Below are 12,848 nucleotides of genomic sequence, written 5' to 3'. Positions count from 1 at the left end.
GCCCTAAGATCTGCCCCCTTCGGCCTGCGATAAAGGCGGCGATTACGCTGCGCCAACCCACTTCACGAAGCCGTGCTTGCGTTGACGTCTTCCCGCGTCCGCGCCAATCTTCCCGAAAATCAAATCGGGAGGATCCGCCATGCTCCGCGCCGAGGACAACAAGTTCCTGACCGAGTCCGGCTTGGGGACGGGAATGGGCGAGTTGTTGCGATCGTCGTGCAGCGCTTCGGCGACGTCGCCGACTTCGTCGGGAGGCCGCGGATCGCGGCAGCGGAGTAGGACTTGTCGTTAGGACGAGGCATCGTCACAATTCTCCTCGTGTCGCTGGTCGCAATGTTGCTTCCGTCGATCGACGCGGGCCGTGCTGCCCCGGCCCGAAAGGTTGCGAAAGCCAGACCTAAGCCGTCGCCCGCACCGGAGAAATGCGAGCCGCGAAAATTTCGGATCGTCGTCGACGTCGGGCACACCCCGGACTCCTACGGCGCGTTGAGCGCGCGCAATGATCCGGAGTTCGGCTTCAACTTCCGGCTCGCAAGGCTGGTCACGGCAAAACTCAAATCCGAAGGCTTTACCGCAACCCGGCTGCTCGTCACGGACGGCAAGGCGCGGCCGAGCCTGTTCAAGCGCGTCAGTGCCGCGAATGACGGCCGGGCCGATCTCGTGCTGTCGATCCATCACGACTCAGTGCCGGACAAGCTGCTCGAGACCTGGGAATTCGACGGCGCAAAGAGCTATTTTAGCGACCGTTTTTCGGGTCACTCGCTGTTCGTGTCCGAGCGCAATCCACGCTTCACCAGCAGCCTGAAGCTGGCCCGGATGATCGGCAGGCAGTTGAAGGAGCAGGGGCTGCACTATGCCAGCCAATACACCCTGCCGGTGATGGGCCGCTACCGACGCCAGCTGCTCGACAAGGATGTCGGCGTCTACCGCTATGACGGGCTCGTCGTGCTGTCGCGAGCGAGAAGCGCGGCCGTGCTGCTCGAGGCCGGCTCGATCATCAACCGCGACGAGGAGATGGAGATGAACTCGTCGGAGCGGCAGGAGATGATTGCGGGCGCCGTTGCGGCGGGGGTCGGGGAATTTTGCGAGAGGCGATAGTTGGTGCTGCCGTCATTGCGAGCGAAGCGAAGCAATCCAGAGTCTTTCCACGGCAGCAGTCCGGATTGCTTCGCTTCGCTCGCAATGACGAAAAGGCTACAACGGCACCCCCCGATACTCCCTGTTCGCAAGGCTTGCCTCTTCCAGGTCCAGGTCGCGCTCGATCCGGCGCCGCGTCTCGTCGGTGATCTGGCCGTCGCGCAGGAGGTCGTGGATGAACTTTCGCTCGGCGACGATCAGGTCGCGGGTCAGGGCGGTGCCGGCGGCGGAGACGTCGTGATGGTTGGGGTCGAGTGAATCCGGAAGCTGGTTGACACGAATCTCGTGACGCGCGCGCAGGAGCCGCATCACCTCGTCCGACACATCCTTTTCCTCGGTCATTGCGTCGAGCGACTTCAGCGCCGCCTCGAGCGCCTGGCGGCGTGCCGAGATCTCGGCCTCGTGCTCGGCGACATGCTCGTTGCGGCCGGCCTCGGCGACACCGAGCCAGCGCACCACCGGCGGCAGCGTCAGGCCGACGCCGATCAGCGTCACGAAGATGACTCCGAAGGCGACGAACAGGATCAGGTCGCGATACGGGAAGGCCTCGCCGCCCGGCAACGTGAACGGCAGCGCCAGCGCGGCCGCCAGCGACACCGCGCCGCGCACGCCGGTGAAGGCGAGCACGAACGGCCATTGCCATGGCGGCGATGGGTCGCGCTTGCGCAGGCTCTTGCTCAATATCCGCGGCAGATAGATCGCAGGATACAGCCAGACGAAGCGTGCGATGACGATGACCGTCAAAACCACCGCGGTCGCGATCATGATATCGTCGAGCGGAAACGCCTTCGACTTCTCGTAGAGTGCCCGCATCTGGAATCCGGTGAGCAGGAACAGCAGGCCCTCGATCAGATAGATGATGAGATCCCAGAAGAAGATGCCTTGCAGGCGGGTCGACGCCGAGATCAGCAGCGGCCCGTTCCAGCTCACATAGAGGCCGCAGGCCACGGTCGCGATCACGCCGGAGCCGCCGAGATGCTCGGGCAGCCAGTAGGACACGTAGGGCGTGATCAGCGACAGCGTCAGCTCGACCTGCGGATCCCTGGACCATTTGCGGAAGCGAAGGGAGAGCCAGCCAATGCCGATGCCAAAGGCGATCTCGCTGGCGACGATGAGGACAAACTCGCCGGCCGCCAGCGGCAGTGAGAAATGGCCGACCATGATGGCCGCAAGCGCGAAGCGGTAGAGGATCAGGGCGGTCGCGTCGTTCGCGAGTCCCTCGCCCTCGAGGATGACCAGGAGCCGGCGCGGTATGTTCAGACGGCGCGCGATCGCGAGCGGCGCCACCACGTCGGGCGGCGCGACGATGGCGCCCAGCAGGAATCCGATGGTCCAGGGCAGGCCGATCACATAATGCGTGGCAGTAGCTACCAGCGCCGCGGTGAAGATCACCGCGCCGACCGCGAGCAGCACGATCGGCCGCAGATTGTTCCTGAACTCGCGCCAGCTCATGGCGACGCTCGCCGAGTAGATCAGCGGCGGCAGCACCATCAGCAGCACCAGTTCCGGTGGCAGTTCCACCGGCGGCATGCCCGGCACGAAGGCGAGGCCGACGCCTGAGAGCATCAGGAGAATGGCGGGCGCGATGTTGAAGCGGCGGGCGACCAGCGCGGTGCCGGCCAGCACCGTGAGCAGGATGAGAAAGGTCTGAAATTTCGCTGCGATCATGGCCTGTCTTGGCCCGGAAGCGGCCAAAAGGTCAATGCGTCGCGGCTCACGCCAGCCGTTCGGCCACCATGCGTCCGACGCGCGCGAACACGGCTTCGATCTGCGCGGCGTTGGGCCTGCCGCCCTGGGTGTAGGCCGCGATCAGGATTGGTACATCTGGCTTACTGTCGAGCTTGGGCCAGACGACCGCGATATCGCCCGACGCATCCTTGCCGTTGTTGCCGGTCTTGTCGCCGATCTTCCAGCCTGCCGGCAGGCCGCCGCGCAGCCGGTTGGCGCCGGTCTTGCAGCCCACAATCCATTCGGTGAGCTGGGTCCGCGAGGCCGGCGACAATGCTTCGCCGACCACCAGCCGCTTCAGATTGCCGGCCATCGCCGCCGGCGTCGTGGTGTCCCGGGGATCGCCGGGCGGTGAGCGGTTGAGCTCGGGCTCGTTGTGGTCGAGCCGCGAGGTGGTGTCGCCGAGCGATCGCCAGAAGGCCGTGAGCGCGGCGGGGCCGCCGATCCGCGCCAAGAGCAGGTTGGCGCAGGTGTTGTCGCTGAGCTCGACAATCGCCTTGCACATGTCGGTGACCGACATCGCGCCGGCGGCGAGATTTTGTTTGGCGACAGGTGCGTAGTCGAGCAGGTCGGCCTTGCCGTAGGGGATCATGGCCGCAAGCTGCTCCTCGCCGCGATCGGCCCGCGCCAGCACGCAGGCCGCGAGCGAAGCCTTGAACGTCGAGCACATGACGAAGCGCTCGTCGGCGCGCCATGCGAGCTTCGCACCAGTCGCGAGGTTCTCGGCATAGACCCCGATCCGCCCGCCGGTTTCGCGCTCGTAGGATTCGAGCTCGGGTGGCGCGTCTGTGGCGAGCGCGGGAGAGGCGGCGATCCAGGCGAGCGAGGCGAGCAGGGAGCGGCGGTCGAGAGGCATAAGGGACTTTCAGACATCGTCATTGCGAGCGCAGCGAAGCAATCCAGAATCTTTCCGCGGAGACAGACTGGATTGCTTCGCTGCGCTCGCAATGACGGAGAATGCGGGGCGAGTGTGCCGGATTTCGGGCAGTGCGAGGGTGCCCTCACTCCCTCAGGTCATACCGGTACGATTTCGACACGATCTGCCAGCCGTCGGCGAGCTTCATCGCCACCAGGTAGTCCGTGAAAAAGCGCGGCGGCAGCTGGCACCTGACCTTGATGAAGGCGGTCTTGTCATCCGAGCGGTCCATGGTGACGATGAAATCCTCGCGCGGCTTGCCTTCGGCCTTGCCGGAAGGGCGCTTGCGGACGCGGTCGAGCCAGTCGGGGACGGTCAGCACCTGAAGCTCGCCCTTCTCGACCCAGCGCAAATCGGCGGAGGGATGGAAGATGGCGCCGAGTTTTTCGGCATCGCCTTCGTAAAGTCCGTCGAAATAGGATTGCACGACGGCTTCGACGCTCGAACGGTTCTGGCTCATGGGTCACCCCTTTGAATGATGGCTCGGGGCGAACTTAGTCGTACGCATCAAAATGCGCTATGGGTGTCTGCGTCAATTGCGCGAGGACGCTGGAATGACCGGATCAGAAAATTCGAACGCTCGTATCCTCACCGGCGAATGCTATTGCCGTGCGGTGCGCTACGAGGTCGCGGACGCGTTCTCTTACGCGCTGAACTGCCACTGTTCGAACTGCCGCCGCACCACCGGCTCCGCCTTCAAGCCGTTCGCCGGGATCGTGCAGGACAAGCTCCGCATCGTCCGTGGCGAGGACCAGCGCCTGATCTATGGCGACGACACAACCCACGACGCGCACTGCGCCCGCTGCGGCTCGTTGCTTTATTCCCGGGTGCGCGAGGGAAAATGGGTCCATGTCGCCATGGGAACCCTGGTTGACGCCCCCTCGATTCGGCCGAGCGCCCACATCTTCGTGGGCTCGAAAGCGCCCTGGCATGAGATCACGGACGAGCTGCCGCAATACCGGGGACACATCGGGGGTGACTGAGCGCATACTTGGCCTGCGCCAGCGAACCGCTATCGCTCCGGCGAGACTAAAGAGTTCCTTGGCAGTTTGCCGGCATCGTCTTCGTGATCTCCATCACAAATGCGATGGCGGATTCTGCTAAGGCAATCCCCAAAGGGCGACCGAATTGCTCCCGATCTCTGGAAGTTCTGTCATGCGTAGCCTGCTCGGACTTTGTCCGCTTTTTCTGGCTCTCTTGTTCGGCGCTGCGCCCGCTCTCGCCGGAAAGCGCGTGGCGCTGGTCCTTGCCAACTCGTCGTATCAGTACGCGCCGTCGCTCGCGAACCCCGTCAATGACGGTGCAGTGATGGCCAAGACGCTGAAGGACGCCAGCTTCGAAATTGTGGAGTCCCGGCATGATCTGTCCGCGTTGGAGACGCGGCGCGTGCTGCGCGATTTTGCCGATGCGACGCGCGATGCCGACATCGCCGTGATCTACTATGCCGGCCACGGCATCGAGGTCGAAGGCTCGAACTATCTGATCCCTGTTGACGCCAAGCTCGAACGCGACACCGATGTCTACGACCAGGGGCTGTCGCTCGACCGCGTCCTGGTCACGGTCGAGCCCGCCAAGCAGCTTCGCCTGGTGATCCTCGACGCCTGCCGCGATAATCCGTTCGGCAAGACCATGAAGCGCACGGTTGTCTCGCGCGGCATCGGCCGCGGCTTGGCCCAGGTCGAGCCGAACAGCCCCAACACGCTGATCGCGTATTCGGCCAAGGCCGGCTTCACGGCGCAGGACGGCGACGGCGCCAACAGCCCCTTTACTATGGCACTGTCGAAGCATCTGACGACGCCGGGCCTCGACGTCCGCCGCGCCTTCGGCTTCGTGCGCGACGACGTGCTCAAATCGACCGGCAACAAGCAGGAGCCGTTCGTGTACGGCTCGCTCGGCGGCGAGGACGTGCCGCTGGTGCCGGTTAAGGTGGTCGCGGCCGCTCCGGTGGCGCCGGTGGCGAACCCGCAGGCGGCCGATATCCGCCGCGACTACGAGCTCGCGCTCCAGGTTGGCAACAGGCCGGCCTGGGAGGCATTCCTGGCCCAGCATCCTGACGGCTTCTATGCGAATCTCGCCAAGCTTCAGGTCGACAAAATCGGTGCCGAGCAGGCCCATGCGGCGGCCACCGAGAAGGCGAAGCAGGCCGAGGCCGAACGCGATCGTCTTGCCGCCCTCGGCGCGCAGAAGGATGCGCAGGCCAAGGCCGCGGCTGATGCGAAGGCCGCCGAGCAGGCGCAGCTCGCCGCGCAGAAGGCCAAGGAGCAGGTGCAGCAGCAGGCAGCCGCGGCCGAGCAGCAGCGCGTCAACCTCGCCGCCGCGGCGCCAGGTGCTGCACCCGCCAGCACGGCGAGCCCCGCCGGCACCAGCGTCGCTTCACTGACGTCGACGACCACGCCGGTCGACCTCAGCCGCTTGGTGCAGACCGAGCTCGGCCGCGTCGGCTGTTTCTCCGGGCAGGCCGATGGCAACTGGAATACAACTTCGCGGCGCTCGCTGTCGCAGTTCAACCGTTACGCCGGCACCAGGCTCGACGTGAAAGTGGCGAGCACCGATGCGCTCGATACCGTCAAGTCAAAGCCGTCGCGCGTCTGCCCGCTGGTCTGCGAGCACGGCTTCAAGGCCGACGGCGACACGTGCACGAAGATCGTTTGCCGTGAGGGCTATGCGATCAACGACGACAATGCGTGCGAGAAGCAGCACATCGCCAAGCCTGCGACGGCCAAGCGCGCAACCGCCAAGCGCGACGACGGCGATGAGCGTCCCGCACGGCAGCGCCGTCAGGCCGGTGGCGCGGCGGGCGGCGATGGTGCCGCAGCGGGCATTGCGGCTGCCGCGAGCGCCGGCCGCGCCTCGGGTGGCGGGCAGATTTTCTGCAATGGCGGCAGCTGCCGTCCGGTCAACCGCGGCTGTCATCTCGAATATCGCGGCGGCGGCGGCCCCGGCAACGACGCCAATGCCGAGGTGTGCAACTAGGACCGCGCCATCGACGCCGTCGTCTCGGCACTTGCCGGGATGACGTCAGTTCGAGATCGCGCTTGCCGCGATGTTCACTGTCAGCGCCAGCAGCGCCGTGTTGTAGATGAACGACACGATGCCATGCGCGGTCGCGGTGCGGCGGATGGTCTTGTCGGTGATGCCGACGTCGGAGACCTGCGCGGTCATGCCGATCACGAACGAGAAATAGACGAAGTCCCAATAATCGGCGTGATCTTCCTTATCGCCGCTCGGAAATTGCAATCCGCCCGGCGGGTGCCGGTAATAATCATGGGCGTAATGCAGCGCGAAGGTCGTGTGCACGGCGGCCCATGACAGCGCGATGGTGGCGATCGCGATGGTCAACTCCCACGCCCCGCGATGCGGCGTGCCGAGCTCAGACATGATCGCTGCGATGCTGGCGAAGGCGCCGATCGCCGTCACCAGCAGGATCACGAAGCGGCCGTCGTCCTGCATTGCGGCACTGCGGCGGATGTGCTGCTGGTCGTTGCACAGCATCATCGCGTAGACCAGCACGAGATAAACCGCGATCAACGCATCCCAGCCGAACAGCAGCCGCGTCACCAGCCGGTGCGATCCCGGCAGCAGCAAGCAGACCAGGATGCCGGCAGCGAGTGCGATAAAGGTGCGCGGCCGCGCGTAAATCAGCCGCATCGGCCGCGACATCTTGCGGAAGCGGACGAGGACGGGATCGTCTTTGTCGGTGGCCATGATGGCTCCAGCCCTCTCGCTCAACTCTCGTTGTCGCCGCAGCGGCGGCCTGCTCCCTCGCCCCGCTTGTGGGGAAAGGGTCGGGGTGAGGGGGCGCCTCCGCAAGGACGGTGAGAGCTGGATTCGCGGAGGCTCCCCCTCACCCGATATTCAAGCTGCGCCTGAATATCGACCTCTCCCCGCAAGCGGGGCGAGGTGAAGATCGTGCACTACATCAGTTCTTCCGCTCGGCGACGAAGCGCGCGGCGGCTTGCAGCACGGCGGCGCGGTCGCCGAAGATCGACACGGCGCCGTCGGCCCGCGCGAGCAGGTCGCGCACGCGCTGCTTGGCGCCTTCGATGCCGAGCTGGGTGACGAAGGTGGTCTTGCCGAGTGCGGCATCGGCGCCGGCCGGCTTGCCGAGGGCCGCCGCATCACCCTCGACGTCGAGCAGATCGTCGGCGATCTGGAAGGCTTCGCCGAGCGCGCGGCCGTAATCGTCGAGCGCCTGATATTCCTTTTGCGAGGCCTGGCCGAGAATCGCGCCGGCGATGCAGCCGTAGCGCAGCAGCGCACCGGTCTTCATCTGCTGAATGCGGGCGACATCGATCGGCTCGTTGCCGCCAAAACGGCCTTCGCCGGCGAGATCGAGAATCTGGCCGCCGACCATGCCGCCGATGCCGGCGCAGCGCGCCAGCGCGCGCGTCAGCAGGAGGCGCACATTGGCGTCGCGGTGGATCTCATCGCGGGTGACGATGTCGAAGGCGAGCGTCAACAGGCCGTCGCCGGCGAGGATCGCGGTCGCGTCATCGGTCTTCTTGTGCAGAGTGGGGCGGCCGCGGCGCAGGTCCGAATTGTCCATCGCCGGCAGGTCGTCATGGATCAGCGAGTAGCAGTGGATGCATTCGAGCGCGGCGCCCACGAGCAGCGCCGCTTCGCGGGGAACGCCGAATACGGCGGCGCTCTCGACCACCAGGAACGGCCGCAGGCGCTTGCCACCGTTCAGGCTCGAATAGCGCATTGCGTCCATCAGTCGCTTGGGACGGGCGATCTCATCGTGCAGGATGTCGTCCGCCAGCAGGCGTCCAAGCAGGGCTTCGGTGTCATCAGCGGTCTTGTCCAGGCGTTTGGCGAAATCGGACGGGGACGTGCCGGTCATCAAGAAGGGCTCCAGAACTAAAATTCGGCGGGACAATCCTTTATGCGCCCGCCTCAGTCAATCGTTTGGAAGGCCTAAAAAGTGCTGGAAAAGGCCAGAATTATCACAGACTTAATGGCGGGATCCGTGGCCGCGTTTCATTTTGCGCCGGAAAGGTCGATTTGCGCATCGTCAAGACCCTGCTGGTAGCGCTCGTGGTCGTGGCTCTCGCGCCCTACGTGATCGCGCCGTTCTACCGCACCGGCCATCCCGTTTCGACGCTGATGGCCTGGCGGTCGCTCCGGGGTGCGCCGATGCATCGGGAGTGGATTGATCTGGCCGCGATGTCGCCCTCACTGCTGCGATCGGTGGTGGCGGCCGAGGACGCCCATTTCTGCAAGCATCATGGCATCGACTGGGGCGCGCTGCGCGAGGCGATCGACGATGCGAAGGAGGACGGTACGCCCTTCCGGGGCGCCTCCACCATCACCCAGCAGGTGGCAAAAAACCTGTTCCTCTGGCAGGGGCGGGATTTCGTCCGCAAGGCGCTGGAATTCCCGCTGGCGCTGTGGATCGATCTCGTCCTGCCCAAGGCGCGAATCCTCGAGATTTACCTCAACATCGCCGAGCTCGGTCCCCAGGGCCAGTTCGGGGTCGAGACGGCCAGCGCCTATGCCTTCGGCAAATCGGCGGCCAACCTCTCGCCTCGGGAGGCGGCACTTCTGGCCTCGATCCTGCCCAATCCGGTCAAACGGAGCGCCCGGACCCCCGGGCCTGGCGTCCGGCGGCTGGCGGGGACCTATGTGGCGAGGGCGCAGGCGAACTCGCTTTTGACCTGCTGGCGGGAAAATCGCTGATTTTGGGCCCTTTTCGGACGTATTTTCCGGTCCAAAAGCCTAGATTTACGGCCAGCCTTCCTCTATAAGCCCGGCCTTGATCGGCATTCAGCTCGCCTCGGTTTGCGGGTGCTGAGCCGTCCCCTCGCGGACGATGCCCTGACAACACCAATCCCTAGAGGATATTGAAATGGCCGTTCCGAGAAGAAAAACCTCGCCGTCGCGTCGTGGCATGCGCCGCTCGGCAGACGCCATCAAGAAGCCGACCTATGCGGAAGACAAGGACTCCGGCGAGCTCCGTCGTCCGCACCATCTCGACCTCAAGACCGGCATGTACAAGGGCCGTCAGGTCCTGAAGAAGAAAGAGTCCTGAATTTAGGACCTTTCTCCGGGCAGGATCATTTCGCCTGCCTGATTTCGGCCACCCAATGAGATATGACAATGACGGCGGCGGAGCTAATGCTTCGCGGCCGCATTGTCCTGTCCGGATATCTTGATCGAGAAGGCATTTCGCCGATGGTCGGTTTCCCGCTGCTCCTGATCCCGCTCGCGGTCTACAACATCATCGCCTTCCTGATGCCGTCCGTGTCCTTTACGGACGTGCTGTTCAGGGTGCCGATGATCACGGGCGAGACCTGGCCGGTCACGCTTGCCGACGTGATGCTCGCGCTCGGTATCGTGTTGCTGCTGTTAGAGGTGGTCAAAGGCGCGCGGCCCGGCTCGAAATTCCTGATGGATCATCTGCTGTCGCTGATCGTGTTCGGTGCCGCCGCGGCCGAATTCGTGATGTGGCCCAAGTTCGGCAACTCCACCTATTTCCTGCTGGTGCTGCTCGCGATGGCCGACTTCCTCGGCGGTATCGCCCAGCGCACGCGCCGCCGCGTCACCTATGTCGCGGAGACGACAGTGCCGGCGCCGCGCAAGGCTAAGCGCCAGGCCGAAGCGGCAGCGGACGACGCGGCGCCCGAACCCAAGTTCGAGCCGGTGTCTGCGCCGGCGGTGCCACCCGCGCCTTCAGCGCAGTCGGTCGCCGAATCCGTGCTGAAGGATCATCCCGCGCCGAAACCCGTGAACCCGCCCTCGCCGGAAATTCCCTCGCCGGATTTGCAACCGGGCAACGGCACGCCGCCGTCTCCCGACGCGCCGCGCTGATCCTTCAAACCACCTGCCGCGTGCGCGCGGTGACGCTCGGAAGCGGGCGCTTGCCGCCATAGGCCGTCTGCGCATCTTCGGAAGAGGCGCGGCGGAGCCGGCTGGCCTGGGGCAGGTGCTCCGCATTGGCGATGAGTTGGGTGACGAAGCTCGGATCGGGACGGGGCAGCGGCGCCTTGTGGACCCACTGCAACGTCGGCAGCAGCGGCACCAGGGCCGTGCCCGTGCCGTTGTCCGTGCAGTCCGATCGATCAGTACTTAACATCGCAATCACCGTTGATCCGGCGAGGCCTGTCGCGTTTCGAGACGCTGGCGCCGGTGCGTGTCATGTACTCGCAAGGCCTATGCCGGCCGGGCCGGTTTGGTTCCGCGGGCCTGCGAAACATGGTTTCCAAATTGTTTATGAACTTTGCCTAGAGTCGGAGTCGAATCTGGCCGTATTCTGTGCCGACTCAGGACTCCCTGCTGTCCCGAAACGAGGCGATTTTGACCCCTGCATTGCCGCAAGCCTCCGACATCCTGGCCGCTCTTGGTCAGGCCGTTTTCGCCTGGGACATCGCCAGCGATTCCATCGTGTGGGGTGAGCAGGTCGCCAGCGTCTTTCCCGGCATCCCGCCCGAGCGGCTCGCGACCGGCGCCGAATTCGCCAAGCTGATCGAGCCCGCGCAGACGCTGCGGACCGCCGCGCTGGCGCAGACCTCGCCGGTGCACGGCGCCGACGGCGCGCCCTACCGGGTCGAATATGGCGTGCGCATGAGCGCCGCCGATCCCGTGGTCTGGATCGAGGAGACCGGCCGCTGGTTCGCCGGCCCCGATGGCCGCCCGGTGCGCGCGATCGGCTCCATCCGCATCAACAATGAGCGCCACGCCCGCGACGAGGAATTGGCCAAGCTGGCTCGGCTCGATCCGCTGACCGGCGAGCTCAATCGTTCCCACCTGATCGCGGCGCTGGCCGAGGCGATCGAGGAGACGACCCGCTTCCGCTCGACCGCAGCCTTCATGCTGGTCGGCATCGATCATCTCGCCCGCGTCAACGACGCTTTCGGCTTCGACGTCGCGGACGCCGTGATCCTCGACGTGGCCAAGCGCATCCGCGCCCGCCTGCGCGGCGGTGACGTGCTCGGCCGTTTCTCCGGCAACAAGTTCGGTCTGATTCTGAAGAACTGCACCGTCGATGACATGAACGTCGCCGCCGAGCGCTTCCTTGCCGGCATCCGCGACGAGGTGGTGCCGACCAAATCCGGCCCGGTCTCGGTCACGGCGTCGATCGGCGCGGTTAGCGTGCCGCGCTATGCCCGCAGCACTGACGAGGCCGTCAATCGCGCCCATGAGACGCTGGACGCGGCAAAACAACGCCGCGTCGGTTCGTTCGCGGCGTGGCGCCCGGATGCCGCGCGCGACGCACAGCGCCGCGTCAACATCCGTGTCACCGACGAGATCGTCACCGCGCTGAACGAGCGCCGCATCAAGCTCGCCTATGAGCCGGTGGTCGCGGCCGCCTCGCGCGACTGCGCGTTCCACGAATGCCTGGTGCGGATGGACCAGGGCGACGGCCAGGTGCTGCTGGCACCCGACATCGTGCCGGTTGCCGAACGGCTCGGCCTGATCCGCCTGGTCGATCACCGCGTGCTCGAGCTCGTGGTCGCCGAGCTCGCCGCCGCGCCCGACATCTGCCTCAGCCTCAACATCTCGCCTGATACGACGATGGATCCGGACTGGTGGGCGGGAATTGAGTCGCTGATGCTGGCCCACCCCGGCGTCGCCGAGCGGCTGATCGTCGAGATCACCGAGACGGTCGCGATCCAGGACATCGATGACGTGCGTGGCTTTGTCACGCGGCTGAAGAATTTCGGCAGCCGCATCGCCATCGACGATTTCGGCGCTGGCTACACTTCGTTCCGAAACCTGCGCAAGCTCGGCGTCGACATCGTCAAGATCGACGGCGCCTTCGTGCAGAACATCACCCGTTCCGCCGACGACCGCGCCTTTGTGCAGACCCTGATCGACCTCGCCCGCCGCCTCGACATCAAGACGGTCGCCGAGTGGGTGCAGGACGAAGAGGCCGCCGCCATGCTGCGCGACTGGGGCTGCGACTACATCCAGGGCCGCCTGATCGGGCTCGCCTCAGCCGACCGCCCATGGGGCACGCCGCCGGACAGCGCACTGCCTGCGGCAGGATAGAGCTGCGTCCCTTGCTTCGTCGGATAACGACGAGCTGCGCGGGGCTTTCCGCATGCTCGCTGTCATCGCCCGACTT

13 protein-coding genes are annotated in these 12,848 nt (G+C 65.4%); 7 read left to right on the top strand and 6 right to left on the bottom strand.

Annotation, left to right across the window (positions count from 1 at the left end):
• Positions 1–333: 333 nt before the first annotated feature.
• The gene (locus AB7531_RS41905; protein ID WP_371498072.1) at positions 334–1,098 is read left to right on the top strand and encodes an N-acetylmuramoyl-L-alanine amidase; all 765 of its coding nucleotides are present in this window, start codon (positions 334–336) and stop codon (positions 1,096–1,098) included.
• Positions 1,099–1,194: 96 nt separating this feature from the next.
• Here AB7531_RS41905 and AB7531_RS41900 read toward each other — a convergent pair whose 3' ends face one another.
• From AB7531_RS41900 to AB7531_RS41890, 3 genes are all read right to left on the bottom strand, one after another.
• Positions 1,195–2,805 carry a Na+/H+ antiporter gene (locus AB7531_RS41900; RefSeq protein ID WP_231143716.1) on the bottom strand — a complete coding sequence of 537 codons (1,611 nt, stop codon included), beginning with the start codon at positions 2,803–2,805 and terminating at the stop codon, positions 1,195–1,197.
• Positions 2,806–2,851: 46 nt separating this feature from the next.
• On the bottom strand, positions 2,852–3,721 hold the full coding sequence (gene bla / locus AB7531_RS41895) for a class A beta-lactamase (RefSeq protein WP_063980024.1): 870 nt from the start codon (positions 3,719–3,721) through the stop codon (positions 2,852–2,854).
• Positions 3,722–3,866: 145 nt separating this feature from the next.
• Complete coding sequence (locus AB7531_RS41890) at positions 3,867–4,241, bottom strand: nuclear transport factor 2 family protein (RefSeq protein ID WP_231143715.1); 375 nt, start codon at positions 4,239–4,241, stop codon at positions 3,867–3,869.
• A 94-nt stretch (positions 4,242–4,335) separates the two neighbouring features.
• Between AB7531_RS41890 and AB7531_RS41885 the strand changes: the two genes are divergently transcribed.
• Together AB7531_RS41885 and AB7531_RS41880 are read left to right on the top strand one after the other, a co-directional pair.
• Positions 4,336–4,764 (top strand): GFA family protein, encoded by a 429-nt coding sequence (locus AB7531_RS41885; protein WP_063980022.1) that lies wholly within the window; start codon positions 4,336–4,338, stop codon positions 4,762–4,764.
• Between the two features lie 172 nt (positions 4,765–4,936).
• Entirely contained in the window at positions 4,937–6,754 is a 1,818-nt protein-coding gene (locus AB7531_RS41880; RefSeq protein WP_063980021.1) for a caspase family protein, read from the top strand.
• A 45-nt stretch (positions 6,755–6,799) separates the two neighbouring features.
• Here the strand turns inward: AB7531_RS41880 and AB7531_RS41875 are convergent, their stop codons facing one another.
• On the bottom strand, positions 6,800–7,486 hold the full coding sequence (locus AB7531_RS41875) for a DUF1345 domain-containing protein (RefSeq protein ID WP_063980020.1): 687 nt from the start codon (positions 7,484–7,486) through the stop codon (positions 6,800–6,802).
• 214 nt (positions 7,487–7,700) lie between these two features.
• Positions 7,701–8,624 carry a polyprenyl synthetase family protein gene (locus AB7531_RS41870; protein WP_063980019.1) on the bottom strand — a complete coding sequence of 308 codons (924 nt, stop codon included), beginning with the start codon at positions 8,622–8,624 and terminating at the stop codon, positions 7,701–7,703.
• Positions 8,625–8,785: 161 nt separating this feature from the next.
• Here AB7531_RS41870 and mtgA point away from each other — a divergent pair, with 161 nt between their 5' ends.
• From mtgA to AB7531_RS41855, 3 genes are all read left to right on the top strand, one after another.
• Positions 8,786–9,460 carry a monofunctional biosynthetic peptidoglycan transglycosylase gene (gene mtgA / locus AB7531_RS41865; RefSeq protein ID WP_063980018.1) on the top strand — a complete coding sequence of 225 codons (675 nt, stop codon included), beginning with the start codon at positions 8,786–8,788 and terminating at the stop codon, positions 9,458–9,460.
• 169 nt (positions 9,461–9,629) lie between these two features.
• Positions 9,630–9,812 (top strand): 50S ribosomal protein L32, encoded by a 183-nt coding sequence (gene rpmF / locus AB7531_RS41860; RefSeq protein ID WP_028149139.1) that lies wholly within the window; start codon positions 9,630–9,632, stop codon positions 9,810–9,812.
• A 143-nt stretch (positions 9,813–9,955) separates the two neighbouring features.
• Positions 9,956–10,591, top strand: a complete 636-nt coding sequence (locus AB7531_RS41855; protein WP_063985946.1) for a hypothetical protein — start codon at positions 9,956–9,958, stop codon at positions 10,589–10,591.
• A gap of 4 nt (positions 10,592–10,595) precedes the next feature.
• Here the strand turns inward: AB7531_RS41855 and AB7531_RS41850 are convergent, their stop codons facing one another.
• Positions 10,596–10,856, bottom strand: coding sequence for a hypothetical protein (locus AB7531_RS41850; protein ID WP_063980017.1), 261 nt, complete (start codon positions 10,854–10,856; stop codon positions 10,596–10,598).
• A gap of 221 nt (positions 10,857–11,077) precedes the next feature.
• Between AB7531_RS41850 and AB7531_RS41845 the strand changes: the two genes are divergently transcribed.
• Positions 11,078–12,772, top strand: a complete 1,695-nt coding sequence (locus AB7531_RS41845) for a bifunctional diguanylate cyclase/phosphodiesterase (RefSeq protein ID WP_063985945.1) — start codon at positions 11,078–11,080, stop codon at positions 12,770–12,772.
• Positions 12,773–12,848 lie beyond the last annotated feature (76 nt).

It is taken from the genome of Bradyrhizobium sp. 63_E2_N1_3, assembly GCF_052076005.1.
GTDB classification, from domain to species: Bacteria; Pseudomonadota; Alphaproteobacteria; order Rhizobiales; family Xanthobacteraceae; genus Bradyrhizobium; species Bradyrhizobium barranii.
The sequence above is the reverse complement of the archived record's forward strand: the minus strand, read 5'-3'. Positions and strand labels throughout refer to the sequence as shown.